25 protein-coding genes are annotated in these 17,228 nt (G+C 57.3%); 16 read left to right on the top strand and 9 right to left on the bottom strand.

The features are described 5' to 3' along the window. Positions 1-3 precede the first annotated feature (3 nt). The 9 genes from LKE65_RS01685 to LKE65_RS01725 form a co-directional block, all read right to left on the bottom strand. Positions 4-1,065 carry a DUF2184 domain-containing protein gene (locus tag LKE65_RS01685; RefSeq protein ID WP_278740222.1) on the bottom strand — a complete coding sequence of 354 codons (1,062 nt, stop codon included), beginning with the start codon at positions 1,063-1,065 and terminating at the stop codon, positions 4-6. Between the two features lie 6 nt (positions 1,066-1,071). Beyond that, positions 1,072-1,614, bottom strand: coding sequence for a structural cement protein Gp24 (locus LKE65_RS01690; RefSeq protein WP_278740224.1), 543 nt, complete (start codon positions 1,612-1,614; stop codon positions 1,072-1,074). Between the two features lie 18 nt (positions 1,615-1,632). Beyond that, the gene (locus LKE65_RS01695; protein WP_278740225.1) at positions 1,633-2,868 is read right to left on the bottom strand and encodes a DUF2213 domain-containing protein; all 1,236 of its coding nucleotides are present in this window, start codon (positions 2,866-2,868) and stop codon (positions 1,633-1,635) included. Beyond that, the gene (locus LKE65_RS01700) at positions 2,861-4,552 is read right to left on the bottom strand and encodes a phage portal protein (protein ID WP_278740226.1); all 1,692 of its coding nucleotides are present in this window, start codon (positions 4,550-4,552) and stop codon (positions 2,861-2,863) included. Before LKE65_RS01700 ends, LKE65_RS01695 begins: the two co-directional genes overlap by 8 nt. Beyond that, complete coding sequence (locus LKE65_RS01705) at positions 4,549-5,811, bottom strand: PBSX family phage terminase large subunit (protein WP_278740227.1); 1,263 nt, start codon at positions 5,809-5,811, stop codon at positions 4,549-4,551. Before LKE65_RS01705 ends, LKE65_RS01700 begins: the two co-directional genes overlap by 4 nt. After that, the gene (locus LKE65_RS01710) at positions 5,792-6,268 is read right to left on the bottom strand and encodes a hypothetical protein (RefSeq protein WP_278740228.1); all 477 of its coding nucleotides are present in this window, start codon (positions 6,266-6,268) and stop codon (positions 5,792-5,794) included. The genes LKE65_RS01705 and LKE65_RS01710 overlap by 20 nt, the downstream gene beginning before the upstream one ends. After that, a complete protein-coding gene (locus LKE65_RS01715) occupies positions 6,204-6,623 on the bottom strand; it encodes a hypothetical protein (protein ID WP_278740229.1) in 420 nt (139 codons plus the stop codon). The genes LKE65_RS01710 and LKE65_RS01715 overlap by 65 nt, the downstream gene beginning before the upstream one ends. Before the next feature lie 564 nt (positions 6,624-7,187). Next, the gene (locus LKE65_RS01720) at positions 7,188-7,733 is read right to left on the bottom strand and encodes a hypothetical protein (protein ID WP_278740230.1); all 546 of its coding nucleotides are present in this window, start codon (positions 7,731-7,733) and stop codon (positions 7,188-7,190) included. 44 nt (positions 7,734-7,777) lie between these two features. Next, positions 7,778-8,485: a LexA family transcriptional regulator gene (locus LKE65_RS01725; RefSeq protein ID WP_278740231.1), complete on the bottom strand. Its 708-nt coding sequence runs from the start codon at positions 8,483-8,485 to the stop codon at positions 7,778-7,780. Positions 8,486-8,730: 245 nt separating this feature from the next. Here LKE65_RS01725 and LKE65_RS01730 point away from each other — a divergent pair, with 245 nt between their 5' ends. The 16 genes from LKE65_RS01730 to LKE65_RS01805 are packed head-to-tail and all read left to right on the top strand — an operon-like array spanning position 8,731 to position 17,223. Continuing rightward, positions 8,731-9,015, top strand: coding sequence for a helix-turn-helix domain-containing protein (locus LKE65_RS01730; RefSeq protein WP_278741726.1), 285 nt, complete (start codon positions 8,731-8,733; stop codon positions 9,013-9,015). Positions 9,016-9,017: 2 nt separating this feature from the next. After that, a complete protein-coding gene (locus LKE65_RS01735; protein ID WP_278741727.1) occupies positions 9,018-9,839 on the top strand; it encodes a ParB/RepB/Spo0J family partition protein in 822 nt (273 codons plus the stop codon). Beyond that, positions 9,836-10,114 carry a helix-turn-helix domain-containing protein gene (locus LKE65_RS01740; RefSeq protein ID WP_278740232.1) on the top strand — a complete coding sequence of 93 codons (279 nt, stop codon included), beginning with the start codon at positions 9,836-9,838 and terminating at the stop codon, positions 10,112-10,114. Before LKE65_RS01735 ends, LKE65_RS01740 begins: the two co-directional genes overlap by 4 nt. Beyond that, positions 10,111-10,566 carry a hypothetical protein gene (locus tag LKE65_RS01745; RefSeq protein WP_278740233.1) on the top strand — a complete coding sequence of 152 codons (456 nt, stop codon included), beginning with the start codon at positions 10,111-10,113 and terminating at the stop codon, positions 10,564-10,566. The genes LKE65_RS01740 and LKE65_RS01745 overlap by 4 nt, the downstream gene beginning before the upstream one ends. Before the next feature lie 44 nt (positions 10,567-10,610). Further along, the gene (locus tag LKE65_RS01750; protein ID WP_278740234.1) at positions 10,611-12,533 is read left to right on the top strand and encodes a transposase domain-containing protein; all 1,923 of its coding nucleotides are present in this window, start codon (positions 10,611-10,613) and stop codon (positions 12,531-12,533) included. Positions 12,534-12,557: 24 nt separating this feature from the next. After that, the gene (locus LKE65_RS01755) at positions 12,558-13,556 is read left to right on the top strand and encodes an AAA family ATPase (RefSeq protein ID WP_278740235.1); all 999 of its coding nucleotides are present in this window, start codon (positions 12,558-12,560) and stop codon (positions 13,554-13,556) included. Between the two features lie 5 nt (positions 13,557-13,561). After that, on the top strand, positions 13,562-13,774 hold the full coding sequence (locus LKE65_RS01760; protein WP_278740236.1) for a hypothetical protein: 213 nt from the start codon (positions 13,562-13,564) through the stop codon (positions 13,772-13,774). Further along, positions 13,771-14,427, top strand: a complete 657-nt coding sequence (locus LKE65_RS01765; RefSeq protein WP_278740237.1) for a hypothetical protein — start codon at positions 13,771-13,773, stop codon at positions 14,425-14,427. The genes LKE65_RS01760 and LKE65_RS01765 overlap by 4 nt, the downstream gene beginning before the upstream one ends. Then, positions 14,427-14,708: a hypothetical protein gene (locus LKE65_RS01770; protein ID WP_278740239.1), complete on the top strand. Its 282-nt coding sequence runs from the start codon at positions 14,427-14,429 to the stop codon at positions 14,706-14,708. Before LKE65_RS01765 ends, LKE65_RS01770 begins: the two co-directional genes overlap by 1 nt. Then, positions 14,708-14,956: a hypothetical protein gene (locus LKE65_RS01775; protein ID WP_278740240.1), complete on the top strand. Its 249-nt coding sequence runs from the start codon at positions 14,708-14,710 to the stop codon at positions 14,954-14,956. Before LKE65_RS01770 ends, LKE65_RS01775 begins: the two co-directional genes overlap by 1 nt. Positions 14,957-14,976: 20 nt before the next feature. Beyond that, on the top strand, positions 14,977-15,258 hold the full coding sequence (locus LKE65_RS01780; protein WP_278740241.1) for a hypothetical protein: 282 nt from the start codon (positions 14,977-14,979) through the stop codon (positions 15,256-15,258). Then, positions 15,258-15,566: a hypothetical protein gene (locus LKE65_RS01785; protein WP_278740242.1), complete on the top strand. Its 309-nt coding sequence runs from the start codon at positions 15,258-15,260 to the stop codon at positions 15,564-15,566. The genes LKE65_RS01780 and LKE65_RS01785 overlap by 1 nt, the downstream gene beginning before the upstream one ends. Next, entirely contained in the window at positions 15,563-16,186 is a 624-nt protein-coding gene (locus LKE65_RS01790) for a DUF3164 family protein (protein WP_278740243.1), read from the top strand. Before LKE65_RS01785 ends, LKE65_RS01790 begins: the two co-directional genes overlap by 4 nt. Next, entirely contained in the window at positions 16,186-16,494 is a 309-nt protein-coding gene (locus LKE65_RS01795) for a DUF6874 family protein (RefSeq protein ID WP_278740244.1), read from the top strand. The genes LKE65_RS01790 and LKE65_RS01795 overlap by 1 nt, the downstream gene beginning before the upstream one ends. Beyond that, complete coding sequence (locus tag LKE65_RS01800; RefSeq protein ID WP_278740245.1) at positions 16,491-16,937, top strand: gp16 family protein; 447 nt, start codon at positions 16,491-16,493, stop codon at positions 16,935-16,937. The genes LKE65_RS01795 and LKE65_RS01800 overlap by 4 nt, the downstream gene beginning before the upstream one ends. Continuing rightward, entirely contained in the window at positions 16,930-17,223 is a 294-nt protein-coding gene (locus LKE65_RS01805) for a DUF2786 domain-containing protein (RefSeq protein ID WP_278740246.1), read from the top strand. The genes LKE65_RS01800 and LKE65_RS01805 overlap by 8 nt, the downstream gene beginning before the upstream one ends. Positions 17,224-17,228 lie beyond the last annotated feature (5 nt).

Below are 17,228 nucleotides of genomic sequence, written 5' to 3' on the forward strand. Positions count from 1 at the left end.
GTTTTAAACCCCTGCCATGGTGACGCAGGCCTGCGGGTAGAACCAGATGGTCCCCCATGTACCCTGCGATTTTTTCTGCCTGAAGCTGGAAGAATACCGTTCCACCGCATGGGCACGCAGTTTTTCGGTAAAGGCGGTAGTCACGGCCTGCTGGCCTTCCACCTCGCTGACAAACAACTGCATGAGCGTGGTAGCCGCCTGCCCGCCACCCAGCGTGACCCCGGCTTCGGGCAGGGTCTGGATGGTCAGGTTGGGCAGGTTCTTCTTCAGCAGGTCACTCAACGCGACCTGATACTGGTTGGTATAGAGCAGGCACTGCTGCCGCTCGGTGGGAATAACCAGCGTAAGGGGCGATTCAAGCGTAAGGTTGCCCCCCATCTGTGCAGACAGCGTGCCAAAAGCCTTGAGAATATCAGCATAAACCTGCACGGGGTCCGTTGTATCCGCCCATGTGTTCCCTGCTGCTGCCGTGCCGGACGCCGCAAATTTGGGCGTGGGGGCAATGGCGGGCGGCAGGTTGGGGTCGTTGAGCGCACCATACAGTTCCAGCCCGGCAACGCCGAACAGGTTGATCTGGTTCTGGTTACGGTTCAGGACCGAGGCAGAGGCAAGGTTCTTCTGGTTGACCCAGTCAATTTTGGCAGCGCCCATACGCTCCACCTCACGCTCGCCCCAGCGGGTCCAGGTCTGGTAGTAAAAAGACTGGCGCTGCACCCAGTTGGCGTTGGAATCCACCGTGCCTGCGGGGCTGTAATCATCATACGCTGCGGCGTAACCGGAGAGTTCCACAACCGGGAACTGTGCGGTATCGGTTGTCCAGTCCCCTTTACGGGCGGTGCCGTAAATGGTCTCCGAGCGGGTGGGCGTTACCAGAGCGCGAATAACCACCGGGTCGGTATAGGTGGTGAACAGGGCGGGAATACCGCTATTGGGCGCGGTTACTGCCATATTGGCAGGCAAGGCCGCATCCTGCGCCAGTTCGGAAAAATAGCGGCTGACACCACCAAGATGGATCCCCCAGTCCCGCGCAAGGGCTGGTGCATCGTTCCGGAAAAAAGTGCTCATACCCTGTTAGTTCCCTGTACCAGAGGTGGAGGAAAGCGCGCTACGCGCACCCGCAATTGGGCCGGTAATAATGAACGGCAGCCCCGCAGCCGCCCCCTGCGCCACCGACCAGCCCGTATCCACCGTGCCGGTAGGGGCCGCCCCTGCGGCCGCACACTGGAGCGTGCCATCACTAAGGGAAGCATAAACCGCCTGCCCCGTGGCCGAGGCCGTGGTCGCCTGGGCGAACACATCTCCCCCTTCGGCCAGCCCCACCATAAAGCCCTGTGCAATGGTCATGGTGTTCTGCTGCATATACTGCGTGGCCTGCCCCTGCTGGGCACGCACAACAAAACCTGTTGGCGTGGCCTTGGGGTTTGCCGGGTCCGGCTTGTTCAGCACAGTGGTGCCGTCAGCCTGCACCCAGGCAAAGGCGGCCACAGCCACACCCCCCGCCCCGGCGCAAAACCCGTTAACCCCGGGCACAACCATGCGCTGGGGGTTCTGGCTGGCCCATGCACCGGGGAACCCGGCAGGCCAGCCATAATGCACTGTATTGGGAAAAGGCATTATTTGTGCCTCCTTGTTTTAAAGTTTGCGCGGCGCAGGCACGCCAAAGCGGGTTGCCAGATGCGCCGCATGGGGGGCCGCATGATCGGCCGCGCCCAGCGCATGCCCCGCGCGGTCCCCCATGCCGGATGCGGCGGGGGTAGCCGCCGTACCAAGGCAGGCCAGCACAAGGGCTTTGAGCCCCGGCTCGTTTACGCCCTCCGTGCCCACACCCTGCTCACCCAGAGCGTAGCGTAGAATATCGGCAGCACTGTCCATGCCCAGCACATCACCCACCAGCGGGCGGACAAGGCTGCGGGCTTCCTGCGCGCTTGCAGCACGGGTGCGCTCGGCAGCCAGAGCTGCGGCAACGGCACTCTGCACCGCGCTATCCTGCGCAGTGGCAGGCTGTGCCGCCCCGTCCTGCTCTGTGGCCGAACGGGGGGGCTTCTGCGGTGGGGAGGAAGGGCTGCCCGCAGTGGTGTGGGCTGCGGGGCCTGTGCCGCCCACCCCTGCCTCTGCCGCGCCATTATCTGGCGGCACCGGGGGGGCTGCCCCTTCCGCCGTGCCCTGCGCACAGGCCATGCCGGTGTGCCTGAGCCATGCTTCCAGCTCGCTCAGGCTTGCGGTCATGGCCAGTGCGCCTGTGGCAAAAGCCGTGCCAAGGCGGGCAAAAACCTGCCCCGCCGTGGGGGCTGCATGTGTTTGAACCATAGCAATGTCCTTTGGTTTGGCATCCGCCACCACAACATCCGGCCCGGCACGCCCACTGGGCACAAGCGCCACGTGGTTGCCGCGAATGTTGGTCATGCGCCCGTCATAGGGCTGGCCTTCAAACTGGCCTGCCTCCATGACCGGCGTGTAGCGGTACGCGCAGGAGAGTTCGCGCTGCGCGCCCGAGCGGATGTTATGAATGGCCCCGGCATTCCAGATCGCCAGGGAATTGGTCAGATACGGGCTGGTAAAGCGCGCATTGGTGCCCGTGGTGCCCACAACCAGATCGGCCCGAGGGGCGGCAGCGGTAACGTGGGCATGTTCGGCCAGCACCGGCAGGGCGTTAAAGCTGGGCGCTGCGCGGGCCAGTTCCGCGGGGTCACGCAGCAGGTTGTACAGCCTGTCCGGGGCAAGGCCCAGCGCATCTGCACCGGGTATTTCGCGCCCGTAATAGGCGTTAACGCACGCCTTGCTTATGGGGGTTGCGGCCACATGCAGGCGTCCGTCCTCATCGGTCATGCGGACCGAGCCCATGCGGTCATGGGCGAGTGTGTCATTCATGCTGTTCTGCTCTTTTTGCCTGTGGCGTTTTGACAAAATCCGCATCCGGCCCACCGCCGGGCATGGGGTGGGCAAGCCCTGCGGTGCGGTACAGGCTCTGGGCATCCGCTGCCTCACGCGCACGGGCCTCGTGCGGGGTGATCTTGCCCGAGAGGATATTGGCCGTGTCCATGTCGGTTTTGGTTTTTTCCACTGCGGCGGCTTCCTGCTCGGACATCTGCCACAGGGGAACGAACTCAAAATCCAGATCGGGGTCTATACGCCCCCACAGGTTAAGCTGGACAAGGTGGAACAGAGCCCGCAGCACGGGGGCCATGTGGGCCTCCTGAAAAGCTGCGATTTCATCATAAAAAACCCTGATTTCCCCTTGCGAGGACGCATTAAGACCCTGCGGTTGGATACCAAACAGCTTGACCAGCGGAATGCCGGGAATACCGGCCATGAACTCCTGCGACTGGGCCTGAAGCTCCGCAAGACCGCTGAGCGGGGCTGACTTTATGTCAAAATCCTCGCTCTCGCGGTCGAGCACGAACGTACCGTTGTTGCTCTGCCAGGCATTCATGGCCGCAACACGTGCGGTAACACTTTGGGCATCAATATCGGCATACTGCACGCCGGTATCGGACTGCATGGTGCCGCTCATGTCGGTTTTCAGAATCTTGGTGGCAAAATTACTCACCATGTCCGATACCGACTGCCGCGTGCGCAAAAAATTGTGCACGTAGGTTTCCAGCATCTGCGGCAGGGCCAGACCGCCAAAGTTGAAGGCGGGCTTGAGAATATCCGGCACTTCAAACGGCACCACGCTCAACAGGCGCGAACTGTTGACCAGCACCCCCTGTACCCACCAGTCCGCCGGGCGGTAGTAATCCGCCCGCAGCGGGTTATCCGCATTATAGCTGTTGGGTGTGGTCCATATGGGGTCTATGTTCACCAGCCGTTCAAGCTGGCCACGCGCCATGCCGTGCGGGGTTGGGCACAAGGGCACGGCCTGCCCGGCATCGTTCAGGGGCACACCACGCAGGCCAACCCATATATGGCCCACGCCAAAGCCCAGACCATGCACAATCTGGCGGCGCACCACATCGCGCACATGCAGGCGCAGGAACTCCACCTCCACCGCACGCAGGCGCGCGGCGGTCTGGGCAGCATCGGCCTGCACACCGTTGCAGCGGAAGCGGATCCATGCCCGTGTTGCCTCACGCGCAATAATTTCCACGGGTTTTCTAAACTCGGCCCGCAGCATCATGGCGGCCAGGGTGGGGTAGCCTTTAAAGGCAAGCCCCTGCTCCACAAAGCTTGAGACCATGCCATACTGCGCGCTGGCATACGCCCCCAGCCCTTCATCCATAGCCAGTGCAGCCGCTCCTGCCCCGCGCACCCCGCGTGGGGGCTGGTAAGGCAGGAACAGGGCCGCCGCCCGGTCCTGTATGGTGGGGGAAGGCTCCTCCAGAGCATGCCCGCCAAAGCCAGACAGGGCACTCAAGCCCAAACGCCGCTTACCCCCGCCATGCCCTGTGTGCGGGTGGGTCGGCTGCGGGGCCGCAGCAGGTGGGTTATGGGGCAAAAATGGCTCCATACGCCCAGCCTTGCCCCGCGGCGCCGCCATGGCTGCGCGCACTCCCCCACCCTGCGCAGGGTTTGCGCCTGAATGCCCACGCAGGCGGGCCAACCAGTTTGTCATCCGTTTTTTCCGTCCCTGCTGGCATGCAGAATGTGCCGGAGCGTTCCGGCGTTAAAGCGGGGCATGGTGCGCCGGTTGTGAATAACCCCGTCCAGCGCATAGCGCAGCGCATCTATCCAATGGTTATGCGCGTCCTCCACAATGGGCAGAATATCCCCTGTGTCCTTGTCTATTCTGTAGGAATACAAACGAAATTCCTCCGCAACCCGTTTGCAGCGCGGGTGCACCACAATGGCGTCAAACGCTTTAAGCCGGGCTATGCCGTCCTCCACACTGCCGGGCCATTTTTTGGCGGCACTGATACGAAACCCATATGTGCGGGCCAGAAAACTTATGGTTTCCGGTCGGGCGCCATCGGCCTTCCATGGCCATTGCCCGGCATTGGGCACCTGCCCCAGCACGGCGGGTATGGCATCCAGCTCCACGCCAATGCCTCCGGCTTCGTGGTCGATATACACGGTATTGCCCACAATAAAGCAGCGCAGGGCAGCCAGTGGGTCTTTGGCAAAACCCCAGTCCACACCGTAGTAAAACCGTGTATCTTCCGGCACTGCAAAGTCCTGCACCCGCACCCGGCCAGCAAAAATCTGGGCTGCGGAAAAATTCTGGTAATCCCCTTCCCATACATGCCCGTATTCATCGGGGCGGGTGCGCTGGTCCTCCAGCCGCTCTGTTGGCAAGGTGCCCTGATCAAACCACGGGTTATCCGACCAGTTGGCCCGCACGGCCACAAGGTCCGCCCGGTCCGAGCCAGCACCACGGAAAAACGCATCCACCGCATCGGTTGGGGCATGAGGGTTCCATGATGCCCAGATTTCCGACCCTTTTTTGCGCAAAGTGGGCCGCAGCATACGCCAGCTCAGGGCGGAGACAGACTGCGCCTCCTCCACCCATGCCCGGTCAAACCCTTCGAGTGACTTCAGGCTTTCTGCCGTGTGGTTCTGCATGCCCTGAAACACAATTAACCCATCCCCCGGTGTGCGAATGGCCCTGTCCTGCACATCAAAATACCGTTGCAGGTTAAACTGGCTGATTTTATCAATAATCAACTGGCGGGAGGACAACTGGGTGGATTTCTGCACCTCCCGGATGCACACCGTGCGGTGCCCTGCCAGCCGCAGATGCTCCTCCACCACGCATTCGCCAAAAAAATGCGACTTGCCCGACCCACGCCCCCCATAAGCGCCTTTGTAACGGCACGGAGCCAGCAGGGGTGCGAACACCCTTGCCGTGGGTATTTTAAGGCTTGGTCTGCTCATTTTTTACTGCTTCTCGCACCTGCGGGTCCACAATCACACGGCGAATGGTGCGAGGCCTGCCATCGGGCCGGGCCGCGGGGGGCTCCTGTGGTTCACCTGCTGCTTTTTCGCCGTAGCGGGCGGGCGCACGCTTGGACATGATCCATTTGAGGGTATCAATCCGCAGGCGCATGGCGGCTGTATCTTCCCCGCTAATGCTATGGACCTCCTGTAACAGCCGGTCCTCAAACGCTTCTGCTGCCAGCACTCTTGCGCGGGCGTAGCGGCTGGCCAGTGTGGGGCTTGCACGCAGGCTGGCGCGCATATGCTCCCATGTTGGCATGCCCGCCCCCGTGCTGATCTGGCGCAGGGTGTGGCCTTCCTCCGCCTGACTGAAGATATGCTCCCAGACCTCAGGCGTAATAGCCGGTTCGGGCAGTGCCGTTACGGGAACTGGTGTTTTTTTGCATGCAGGCATGGGTGCTGGCCTTATTGTGGGGCGTGGTCTTGTGCGGCCAGCCTCCTTCCACCGTCTGGCTGGTACGCTCGCGCGCGATCATGGCGTGAATGCGCTGCATGGCAGGCTGGGGGAGCTGCCCCACAACCGGCCCGCGCACCGCCCGCTCGCGCACAACACAGCGCACGCGCACCTCTGGCGGCAGATTGGCCTGCGCACTCTCGCACCACGAAAGGGGAACATCGGCCCTGTGGCGTGTATTTTCCGCCTCGGGCACCAAAAAGCAGAGCAAGGGCAGGCCCGCACGCAGGCCAACGCACACGGCATCCGTGCGGTGCAGGCGCACCACATCGGCATAGCTGACTGACTGGATCATGATTTTTCCACAAATGGGGAATACGGCGCTGTGTGCCGCGTAGCGCCCAGCCCATAAAAAAAGCCGCCCGGTGGGGCGGCTTGCTGCGGTCTGGCGCAGGAATTCCAATGTAGGTATTTACATACGCAGGCTGCGCGCACATGGCAAGTTAAAAAAACGCACATTGTGCATATTTTTTACAAATCCATGCCTTGCACCAGCTTTTTCCCCGACAGGCCTAGCCTGCCGCCACACCAGAACGCGGTTTTTTACGGTTCTGGTTTGCCCGGCGCAGGCTGTTATAAAATCCTTCAAGCTGTTCCAGCAGCATGGCGCACTGGGTGTAAGGGGACACAGGAAATGGAACCAAGGGAACAACGGGATTATATGGGACTACCGGGGATATTGTGGGATGAAAAACCGGAGAAGCCCGCCATTATGGCCATATCTGCCGAGTAGCCGTCTTGGTTTCCGCGTCTGACGTATGTGTCTGGAACCGCAGCATCAATCGGGGCAAAAAGACACCAAATATGGAAGCAATCTGTTAGGCAGGCTCTGCTAATCAAGTCACCTTTTAAAGACCTTTTAAAAGCTATTAGGTGAGATACTTGGCAAAGGCAGAAAACGCTTTTCTTGCTCCCAGTGGCGCTCCCTACTCGACAGAATATCAGGATCTACTGGCATATTGCATAACCATAGGGGCAGCGGCATTTCCATGATGGCTCCCGGATTTTTTCCTCCCGACACGCCTAACTCTACGTGACCTCCCCACTGAGGGTCTCGTAGCCCTTGAGGCATCGCTTCTAAACTTTCGCGCTCAAGATCGAGTTCAACATCTAGGTGAGCGGGTGTCGCCTCCCATCCATTCGGATAGTAATAAACATGTATATTCTCACCATGCACGGCATATTTAGAAATGTTGGGGCAGGCTTCTAAGAGCGATGAGATAGCAAATTTAACAACAGGAATTTTTTTTCTTGGAATTCCGCTAAATGTCGTTTTTTCAAGCATATCTGTTCTGGGTTCAGAATCGGGATTTACCATGTAAGAGGGGCTGCTTGAGTTTGATAGTGCTGTTATGATGCCAAAAATAGAAGATATGGCAAATATTACAGCAAATCCTTTTTTCATGCTTACTGGCTTATCATCCGACACTGAAATATCTCACATTTACACTACGACATTGCCTGTAGTCTGTAGGCTACGCGGCCTATTATTGTTATGGCGTCTCCGCCGTCTGGTTCGCCCCAGCGGAAACGGCTGATTTCTGCTTCTTGTGTGGGGTAGCGATCATTATCGGAAATTATGCGGACAGTTCCGTGCATACCGGCGGAAAGGCGTTTTACGAGCAAGGTTCCGCTAGCGACCATAACATGTATGCCATCGAGTAACTGACGGCGCTCTGTGTCTACTATCAGCTTGTCTCCGGCACGCATGGTAGGTTCCATGCTGTCCCCGCTTACCTGCAGCATGATTGTTCCTGACGGATTTAGACCGAGTTCGGAGCGCAGAAAATGGCGGGAAATGGACACTTTTTCGGGTTGCGGTGTGTCGGGGCAGGACATTCCAAAACCTGCCGAGGCTGCAACATCATAATAATCAATCAATGATGTATCATCGTTTGCAGCCCCAGAAACGGCCGACTCAGCATCATCCGTGCCAAAAATCAGCCATTGAAGAGAGACTCCGCAGGCAAACGCCAGACGAGCTGCTGTATCTATTCGTAGGACACGCCCCTTTAGATACTCGTTAAGAGAGCTTGGGGAGACGCCTGACCGCTTTACTATTGTGTTGTAGCCACCACCCTTATCAACAGCATCACGAAGCCTTTCAGGGACACCAGAGACTTCCCAGTTCTTTTTTTCAGCTGGGAAATTAGACATTTCGAGTATTCCAGAACCCTAACGCATTGTTATGGCTCATAAAAAAGGCGTTATTCACAGAATATCCACACAAAAGAAGCGGGAAGCTACTCTTTCCTGTTGCAATGCCTCTTTTAGGTTGTATGCTCACGTTCATTCCCTACGGATGCAAAAGCCGGGCGAAAGCTACGGCGTGGGGACCAAAAAGAGGGGCGACTGCCATCGCCCCGGTTTAGGAGGCTATTATGGCACGAAAGCCATTAGGAATGCACGTGGAGGACGTAAAAGCGTCGCTCCGTAAGAAGTGGGGAAGCCTTTCTGCGTTGTCCCGCCATCTTGGGCGCAACTCCAATGCAATTACGCAGGCACTTGCCCAGCCGGGTTATTCTGTCCCGCTGGAACGGGAAATTGCCAAGCAGATTGGGCGTGAGCCTCATGAAGTGTGGCCAGATCGGTTTCATACTGATGGAACTCCTGTCTCATTCCGTGCTGACAGAACTCCTACTGCCATGCCGTGCAGCACACACCGTCAAAATGAGGTGGCAGCATGAACATGGTTGCACCTCAACCACTTCTCTCGGTCGTGTCTATTCCACTCGCAGATATTGACGTTGGTGAGCGCCTGCGTGGAATTGATGATGATGCTGCGGCCGTTATTGCGGCCAGTATGCAGGAACAGGGGCAGCGCACCCCCATTGAAGTAAGGAAAGTTGGTAAGCGGTATCGGCTGATTGCTGGTGCACACCGCATGCGGGCCTTGGCTCTGGCGGGCATTGAAACAGCATTTGCTGTTGTGGTGAAGGCAACAGAGCTTGAAGCGCAGTTACTGGAAATTGACGAAAATATCTGCCGCCGGGAACTGAGTCCACTCGACAGGGCAACATTTCTTGCGCGACGTAAGGAGGTTTACGAGGAACTCCACCCAGAAACGAAACACGGTGGGGACCGGAAGTCGGATCAAGTGGACAGCCTTGTCCACTTGATCCCGTCCTTTACCGAGGCAACTGCCCAGAAGCTCGGTTTGGATGCCAGAACAATTCGGCGTTCCGTTGCCCGTTATACCAGCATTATGACGGATGTGCGGGAAAAAATTGCCAATACATGGATTGCGGCAAGTGGTGCGCAACTTGATGCATTGGCCCGTGAAACTCCCGACATGCAGCGGCAGATTGCGCAGTTTATTGTGCAGTGGCCTGCTATGAAAAATGTCTCTGAAATCATCCGGCAGATTAAGGGGAAGCCCCAAAAATCTCCGCCAACCATGTTGGAAAAGCTTATGGCTCTTTGGGGCAAGGCTGATAGCGCCACCCGCATGCGGTTTCAGGAATACATTGCGCCGGGGTTACCTCTGGATGATGGGAGGGAAGCTGCATGAATAAGGTAGACACCCATGCACTGGCTTCCGCTATGGGCAGCATCGTCCGGCGGGAGCGGCTTAAACGGCGCTGGACGGCCGAGCGTCTGGCTCACGAATGCGGGCATAGTGATGAGATTATAAGCAAAATCGAGCGCGGTTTACAGGGTGCTAAAATCAGTGTGCTGTTCAACATTCTTTGGGCACTCGACTGCTCTGAGGAAATCTTTCTGGAAATTGTTCGGGCTGACGCCATGCTACGTCAGACGACTGGAAGTATGGAGAGAGTAGCATGACCCGGAAGGATGAACGTCAGCTTTCTCTGCTGGACTGGGCGCCACCAGAGCCGGTTGCCGCCTTTGATCCTTTCCTGATCCGGGGCAACGGGTTTGAGGCGCAGTTGGCGCGGGCCATAGCGGTATCGCTGGACGAATGCAGTCTGAGCCGTGCGGAAGTGGCAGAGCGCATGAGTGACATTCTGGCACGTCCTGTCAGCCTGAATATGCTGAATGCTTACGCCAGCGTGCAGCGGGATGGCCACCAGATCAGTGTGCCTCGCTTTGACGCCCTTGTGGGGGCCACACAGGACCGGCGTTTAGTGGAATTTCTTGTTCAGCCACGCGGTTGGACAGTGATTGAGAAGCGCTTCCTGCCAATGATTGAGCTGGCAGCAGTGCGTGAACGCAAGCAGGAACTCGCTCGCATGGAAAGCGGGTTGCGCAGGCAGATGGTGCGTGGAGGACGGTGATGCTGAATAGCGTTTTATGGTTTTCTCCAGCGGAGTTGGCTGCAATGGCTTTGCCTGGGCTTCCAGCCTCAAAGCGCGGCATTAATATCCGTATTGAGACAGAAAACTGGCTTGCCCCGGAAAATGAAGGGAAGTCATGGCGCGTTCGCAAGGAAGCGGGCGGCGGTTATGAATTTACCCCTTTTGCATTGCCGTTGCCTGCACGCGCTGCGTTGGCTGTAAAGATGCAAGATGCCGAGGTTGTTGAGCACGATACGGCGATGCGTGAGCGGCAGGATATCTGGACCCGCTATGATGCCTTGCCGAATAGCCTGAAAGCGCGCGCGGAAAAGGCGCACCGCATTGTTATGGCTGTTGAGACCTTGGTGGATGCCGGGTGCCGAAAAAAAATGGCGGTGATGCAGATTGCCAAGATGGAGGGTGTTGGCACGACCACTATCATGAACTGGTATCGGGACGTGCGTGGCTTCAATAAGTGTGACTGGTTGGCAGCATTGGCCCCTCACTATGCCAAGCGTGCCGAGCAGGTTGAATGCCCGACAGAGGCTTGGGATATTCTGAAGGCCGATTACCTACGGCTGGAAGAGCCAACCTTTACGGCTTGCATGCGTAGGCTTGAGGGGCTGGCTAAAAAACGGGGATGGCAGTTACCATCGTCTAAAACCCTCAAACGCCGCATGGATACGCTGCCCCCGGAATTGCTGACATTGTGCCGGAAAGGAGAGCAGGCACTCAAAGTTATGTTCCCTGCCCAGAAGCGTGACCACGCTGTGTTCCATGCGCTGGAAGCGGTCAACGCGGATGGTCACAAGTTCGACGTGTTTGTGAAATGGATTGAAAACGGAAAGGAGATGATTGTCAGGCCCGTTTTAGTTGGCTTTCAGGATATTTATAGCGGCAAGATTTTGTCCTGGCGGGTAGATGTTTCTGAAAACAAGGAATGCGTACGTCTGGCCTTTGGCGACATGGTTGCCAAATACGGTGTTCCGAAAAAATGCTGGCTGGATAACGGGCGCAACTTTGCCAGCAAGTGGCTGACGGGCGGCGTGCAGAACCGCTACCGCTTCAAGGTGCGGGATGATGAACCCATGGGTATTCTGCCTCTTTTGGGTGTTGAAGTGCATTGGGCCACACCATACAGCGGGCGCTCAAAGCCCATTGAACGGGCATGGCGTGATCTGGCTGGTGACCTTGCCAAGCATCCTCGGTTTGCAGGGGCTTACACAGGCAACACAGTGACCAGCAAGCCGGAAAACTATGGTAGCACTGCCGTGCCACTGGAGGTGTTCCTTGAGGTAGTGGCCGAGGGTATTCGCGAGCACAATGCCCGCCTCGGCCGTCGGTCCGACGTGTGCCAGGGGAAGCGCAGCTTTGATGATGTGTTTACCGAAAGCTACGCACAGGCAGCAAACCGGGGTGAGATTGTTACGGCCACCAAGGAGCAGCAGCGCATGTGCCTGATGGCTGCGGAAAGCGTGACCGTGGCGCGACGTGATGGCGTGATTGTGCTGGCGGATAACCGTTATTGGGCAGACTTCCTGCACCAGCACCGGGGCACCTCTGTTGTGGTGCGGTTCGACCCGCAGGCCATGCATGATGATCTGCATGTTTACCGGATAGATGGAACGTATCTGGGGGCAGCTCCGTGCGTGGAGAAAGCCGGGTTTAACGACAAGACAGCCGCGCAGGCTGCTGCCCGACAGTTCAAGGCATTCAGGAAGCTGGCGAAAGATTTGCGGGCGGCGGAAGTCCGGCTGGATACAAAGCAGCTTGCAGACGTATTTATCAGTGAAGACGTGCCCGAGGAGAACCTGCCGGAAACCAAGGTGGTGAGACCGTTCCGTCCTGCTCCCCTGGTAGCCCATGGCAATGCAGCGGTAGCAGTCGATCCAGACTTTCTGGAGGATGATGATGAAGAAGTATCGACAGTAATAAAGATGCGCCAATTCATGCGTGAGCAGCGCTAATTACTCTCTAAAAGGTCTTTAATAATGTCTGAAATTGAAAATGGCGTTGCCGTAATCGGCAGCGAACAGGAAAACTCAACCTCTGACACGCTGCGCACCCGCGTTCGTGCGCAGATGGAGAGCGATGAACTTAGTCTCAACGCAGCAGCCAACCAGTCGGGGGTCAGTTACTCGACACTTTCCGCGTGGATGAATGGCAAATACGCGGGGAACAATGAGAAGGTTGATGAAAAGGTAAGCCGTTGGCTGGAAAATTGCAGGACCAGCACGAAAGTACGCCGTTCCATGCCAAAGGAGCCCGGTTTTATTGAAACACCGACAGCCCAGATTTGGATGAGTGTTTTTGAATATTCACAATCTGGACCAGATGTTGGCCTGATCACTGGGGACGCGGGGCTCGGGAAAACACTGGCAGCGGAAAACTACCGGAATGCCAACCCCAATGTGTGGCTGATGACGGCCGACAGTTCCATGCGCAGCCCGACTGCAATCTTGCGCAAACTGACAAGGTTGGTGGATGCGAATGAACAACGCGGCCCCGGTATGATGGATAGCATTTTGGAACGTGTTGTTGGCACGCGCGGTCTGATTATTGTTGATGAGGCACAGAACCTGCAAACAGAGTCCATCGATCTGTTGCGCAAAATTTATGACGAAGCCCGCATAGGGCTGGTCTTTATGGGGAATATTCCGCTCAAGGCTCGGATTGAGGGGATGGGGCGTCAGGCTTCCCATGCCCAGATATTTTCCCGCATTGGTATGCGGAAAAACCGGGATAAACCGCAGGTAAAAGACGTGATGCCTTTGCTGGACGCATGGGAGATCACGGGCAGCGTGCTGCGTAAAACATGCCGCTGGATTGCCATGCAGCCCGGCCACCTGCGTACGCTCAATAAGACCCTACGCTACGCTTACATGCTGATGCGCTCCGATGAGAGAGAAGAGCTGCGGGAAGCAGACCTGAAGCTGGCATGGAAGGAACTGACCGGCACCGAGCTTCCATCCTTTGAAGGGCGGGAGTGATCGGCATGGCTAAAGCACCCAAAAAAACAGAAGGCCGGATACCCGCCAAAGAAGAAAGTGAAATTTCCGATCTGTATAACCTGATCACGGATGATGTGGCTGTGAAGGTGCAGATGGGGCCTGAAAGCCGCCAACTGATCAGGGAGTTTTTGGAAGGGCTGGATGAGAACCTGAGCGTGGCCGATGTAAAGTCGGCACTGGAAGGGGAATGGGAATGATCCTGCAAATTTCTCCTGGCATGAAGACCATTATCTGGCTGGCCCATACATACGGCGCGGTAAAACTCCGTGCCTATGCACATAAACTCATGTGGGAGCCAGCAGAAGGCTGCGCTCTGATCGACACAACAACGTATCAGACCAACGTGATGCAGAAACGCGGGTTTATAACGCTTCTGGATGGCTCTGAAGACACCTTTGTGCTGACCGACCTTGGAAAGATAAAGGCAGCGGCAATGTGGTTTAAGCCTCGGCGGGTAGAAGAGTGCCGCCGCAAGAGCGGAAACTATTGGCTGACGACAGAGCAGATGCATGCACTCAAGCCCTGGCTGCCGTCCAAATTTGCGCACAAGCGTAGTGATGACCGGCGTTTGCTCAGTGGCATTGTTTACGGCTTGCGGGAAAACCTGAGTTGGCAGGTCGTATCTGGTGAGTATGGCACTGAAATCGCGCTGCGTGGCCGTTGGATGCAGTGGTGCCAGTCTGGAGCAATGGACAATGCTTTGGCTCACCTCTTTGAGCGCGATGAAAACGGACGGCTCCGGCTGGTGATTACCACTGACATGCTGATGCGGCACCGTAGCGGAGCCAACGCTATTGCGCGCGGATACCTTCCTTCTTTTGCACCGTTTGATGAAATGGAGGCTGCATAATGTCCATTCTTGAAATGCCCGTGCCGTCTGACGTTCTGACAGAAGTTGTTGACAGCACCATTTTTGCCCAGCCCGAACGCCACCGTGCCCTGCTGCGCGATATTCGGGAGTTTCTGCGGAGCAGCCCCGCTGATGCCACGGCAAGCCATCTGGCTTTTGTCCTGACGCATGAAACCCACGTTGCCGGTGACAACAGGCGGCAGGTGATCCGTGAGTTTTTTGAAAGCTATCCCGAGGGTGCCACCGCTGGTGAAATCCTCGCGCAGATGGAGGCACTGTGATGCCTGAAGCAAGAACCGAAACACCCATCCAGTGCATTGACCGCGTGTTGCGTCAGATGCGTGTAGGGGCGCAGCTTTTTTCTCAGCCTCGGGATTTTACTGTGCTGAGTAGTGGTGATCGGCAGGAATATGCGGAGTGGCTGGCCCGGATGGCGAGTGAACTGGAAGGGTCGTTCACCATGCTGCGCATTCCCGTGCAGGCCATGCCGCAGATCATTGATGCGGAATTTGTCGAGGTGCGGCCATGAGCGGGAGTTGCACGGCAGTTGTGAACCTGCCCGCCATTTTTGAAAGCATGGGAGAGGCGCTGGATGACATGGCGAAGAAGAACCCCACGCTGTCCCTCGCCAGTGTCATTGATCGCATTGGCGAGGATATGGCGCAGATTGTCAGCATTACGCAGGGCAATGGCGGCATGATGAAAGAGCTGCATGACGCTGCCTGGAGTTTGGCTGTTGTCAGTGTTCTCCATTTTTCCATGGTTCAGGCGAACATTGAGCGCACCATGCGGTTGTTGCCGGTCAACCTTAACAAAGGGACGATGCACTGATGGCACCGCGTGTGACTGGTGAAATTTACACCGCGTGGGTCCAGCGGAACGGGCAGATTGAGTGGCACCCCGGCGTGGGTTTTCCCGATGGTGCGCTCCCGCTGTGCTGCGGCACACGGGACGCCCTGAAAGCCTACCTGCGCCACAGGGCTTTTAACGGCGAGTTTTACGCCGTGCCCGGCATGACGGACCTCATGCCCGACCAGCAGGCTTTTGAAGCAGTCGAGAAACTGCGTGTGAGCCTGACCGGGGCCTCCAAAGACCTTTTTTCATATTACTCGGGAATGAACAGGAGAGACGTAGGATGAGCGTTAACATGGAAGGCATGGTTATGACCTGCTCTGGCCCGTGGCCCCGTGAACGGATGGCTCCGACCACGCTGTTGTCCAATGATCTGGCCATTGAGCTGGTGAACGATGCCAAGGCCCTGCACGAACTGATGGTTGAGCAGAAGCGGCGCATGTTTGAAAAAGCGCGCAACTATGAAACCGCTTTGCTGGAACAGTATCGGGTCAAAAAGCGCAAAGGGTCACGGGGGGCATTTCAGGCAGAGAGTCTGGATAGCTGCTTTAAGGTTGAATTGTCGGTTGCCGACTTCCGGCGCGTCACGTCTGACATTATGGCGGCGCAAGCCCTGATGGGGGAAGTTCTGGACGATCTGACCGAGAATGTCAGCCCGGATATTCGCCTGCTGCTGTCTGCTGCGTTTGAACCGGATGAACGAACAGGGCGTGTGAACGTGGACCGTTTGCAGCAGGTCCGCAAAGTGCGGCTGACACACCCGCGCTGGCCTGATGTTATGGAGGCCGTGGCGAACAGCATTGAGGTTTCCAGCAGCAAGCCATACCTGCGCTTTTACTGGCGGGAAACGCGGGACCAGGACTGGCAGCCGATCCGGCTCCAGTTCTCTTCTCTGGAGGTGGTGTGATGGCTGTAAAATTCACTGCTACGCCTGAAGAACGGGAGATCGTCACTCGCATTAGCCGTCGTGTGGCGGAATTGTATATGGCACGGGGGGAGGAAATCCTCCCCATGGATGTGATGCTTGATATTCAAATGGACCTCAACGCGGTCCATTCCAACGGCTGCCCTATGGACTTCGCCCGTCTGGAAAACGCAGACGATTTTAACCTGTTGCATGATGTTGCGGGCATTGCCCGCCATCTGGACCGCAGCACTGGCAAGCTGACAGATATGTTTCGCCCGCGCTTTGCCAAGAAAGAGGAAGCATCATGACCCGGAAACCTCACATGCTTTCCAACGAAAAAGCCACTCCGGGCCGTTCTGACATGGTGAAGAAAGTCCATGTTGGCCGCCGTCAGTTGGGGCTGGATGATGTGACCTATCGCGCGCTGCTCCAGCGCGTGACGGGGCATGTTTCCAGCACGGCCTGTTCTGTTGGCCAGTTGCATGATGTGCTGGCCGAAATGAAGCGGCTGGGCTTCAAGGCAACCAGACCGGACCACAAGCCATGGGTGCGTAAGGTCTATGCCCTGTGGCGGGAAATGAGGCCCATGCTGCGTGGGGATGGCTCCACGGAGGCACTGCGGGCCTTTGTAGAGCGGTGCGTGAGTGTGAGTGCGCCAGAGTTCCTGGACGAACCACAGGCCCGCAAGGTGATTGAAGCCCTCAAGGCATGGAAGAGCCGGATGGAGAAAGGCACGGTGTCACATGGATGAAAAGATTATGGAGCGGCTGAAGAAGCTGCTCGCACTCTCCAAATCGCCTAACCAGCATGAGGCGGCCCTTGCGCTGGAGAAGGCGCAACGGTTTATGGCTGAGAACGGATTGTGCCAGGACGATATAGACCTGCTGGACATTGGTGAGACGCTGGCAGACTCAGTGCTGTCTTCAGCATCAGCCCCCCCTGAATATATGGGCTGGTTGCTAACGGTGATTACTATGGCCATGGGTTGCAAGGTGTTGATTTTCACTGAGAACTGGGTTCTTCCGCACTTTTCGTGATGATG

Origin of the sequence: Acetobacter fabarum, assembly GCF_022483405.1 — a bacterium.
GTDB lineage: Bacteria > Pseudomonadota > Alphaproteobacteria > Acetobacterales > Acetobacteraceae > Acetobacter > Acetobacter fabarum.

What these genes read in the sequence shown, in the direction of transcription:
- LKE65_RS01700 (WP_278740226.1), bottom strand. Translation starts at nt 4,552, where the DNA reads ATGACAAACTGGTTGGCCCGCCTGCGTGGGCATTCAGGCGCAAACCCT.
- LKE65_RS01755 (WP_278740235.1), top strand. Translation starts at nt 12,558, where the DNA reads ATGTCTGAAATTGAAAATGGCGTTGCCGTAATCGGCAGCGAACAGGAA.
- LKE65_RS01705 (WP_278740227.1), bottom strand. Translation starts at nt 5,811, where the DNA reads ATGAGCAGACCAAGCCTTAAAATACCCACGGCAAGGGTGTTCGCACCC.
- LKE65_RS01685 (WP_278740222.1), bottom strand. Translation starts at nt 1,065, where the DNA reads ATGAGCACTTTTTTCCGGAACGATGCACCAGCCCTTGCGCGGGACTGG.
- LKE65_RS01800 (WP_278740245.1), top strand. Translation starts at nt 16,491, where the DNA reads ATGACCCGGAAACCTCACATGCTTTCCAACGAAAAAGCCACTCCGGGC.
- LKE65_RS01690 (WP_278740224.1), bottom strand. Translation starts at nt 1,614, where the DNA reads ATGCCTTTTCCCAATACAGTGCATTATGGCTGGCCTGCCGGGTTCCCC.
- LKE65_RS01750 (WP_278740234.1), top strand. Translation starts at nt 10,611, where the DNA reads ATGGCTTTGCCTGGGCTTCCAGCCTCAAAGCGCGGCATTAATATCCGT.
- LKE65_RS01760 (WP_278740236.1), top strand. Translation starts at nt 13,562, where the DNA reads ATGGCTAAAGCACCCAAAAAAACAGAAGGCCGGATACCCGCCAAAGAA.
- LKE65_RS01805 (WP_278740246.1), top strand. Translation starts at nt 16,930, where the DNA reads ATGGATGAAAAGATTATGGAGCGGCTGAAGAAGCTGCTCGCACTCTCC.
- LKE65_RS01715 (WP_278740229.1), bottom strand. Translation starts at nt 6,623, where the DNA reads ATGATCCAGTCAGTCAGCTATGCCGATGTGGTGCGCCTGCACCGCACG.
- LKE65_RS01735 (WP_278741727.1), top strand. Translation starts at nt 9,018, where the DNA reads ATGGTTGCACCTCAACCACTTCTCTCGGTCGTGTCTATTCCACTCGCA.
- LKE65_RS01790 (WP_278740243.1), top strand. Translation starts at nt 15,563, where the DNA reads ATGAGCGTTAACATGGAAGGCATGGTTATGACCTGCTCTGGCCCGTGG.
- LKE65_RS01765 (WP_278740237.1), top strand. Translation starts at nt 13,771, where the DNA reads ATGATCCTGCAAATTTCTCCTGGCATGAAGACCATTATCTGGCTGGCC.
- LKE65_RS01725 (WP_278740231.1), bottom strand. Translation starts at nt 8,485, where the DNA reads ATGTCTAATTTCCCAGCTGAAAAAAAGAACTGGGAAGTCTCTGGTGTC.
- LKE65_RS01720 (WP_278740230.1), bottom strand. Translation starts at nt 7,733, where the DNA reads ATGAAAAAAGGATTTGCTGTAATATTTGCCATATCTTCTATTTTTGGC.
- LKE65_RS01730 (WP_278741726.1), top strand. Translation starts at nt 8,731, where the DNA reads ATGCACGTGGAGGACGTAAAAGCGTCGCTCCGTAAGAAGTGGGGAAGC.
- LKE65_RS01795 (WP_278740244.1), top strand. Translation starts at nt 16,186, where the DNA reads ATGGCTGTAAAATTCACTGCTACGCCTGAAGAACGGGAGATCGTCACT.
- LKE65_RS01695 (WP_278740225.1), bottom strand. Translation starts at nt 2,868, where the DNA reads ATGAATGACACACTCGCCCATGACCGCATGGGCTCGGTCCGCATGACC.
- LKE65_RS01710 (WP_278740228.1), bottom strand. Translation starts at nt 6,268, where the DNA reads ATGCCTGCATGCAAAAAAACACCAGTTCCCGTAACGGCACTGCCCGAA.
- LKE65_RS01775 (WP_278740240.1), top strand. Translation starts at nt 14,708, where the DNA reads ATGCCTGAAGCAAGAACCGAAACACCCATCCAGTGCATTGACCGCGTG.
- LKE65_RS01740 (WP_278740232.1), top strand. Translation starts at nt 9,836, where the DNA reads ATGAATAAGGTAGACACCCATGCACTGGCTTCCGCTATGGGCAGCATC.
- LKE65_RS01785 (WP_278740242.1), top strand. Translation starts at nt 15,258, where the DNA reads ATGGCACCGCGTGTGACTGGTGAAATTTACACCGCGTGGGTCCAGCGG.
- LKE65_RS01745 (WP_278740233.1), top strand. Translation starts at nt 10,111, where the DNA reads ATGACCCGGAAGGATGAACGTCAGCTTTCTCTGCTGGACTGGGCGCCA.
- LKE65_RS01770 (WP_278740239.1), top strand. Translation starts at nt 14,427, where the DNA reads ATGTCCATTCTTGAAATGCCCGTGCCGTCTGACGTTCTGACAGAAGTT.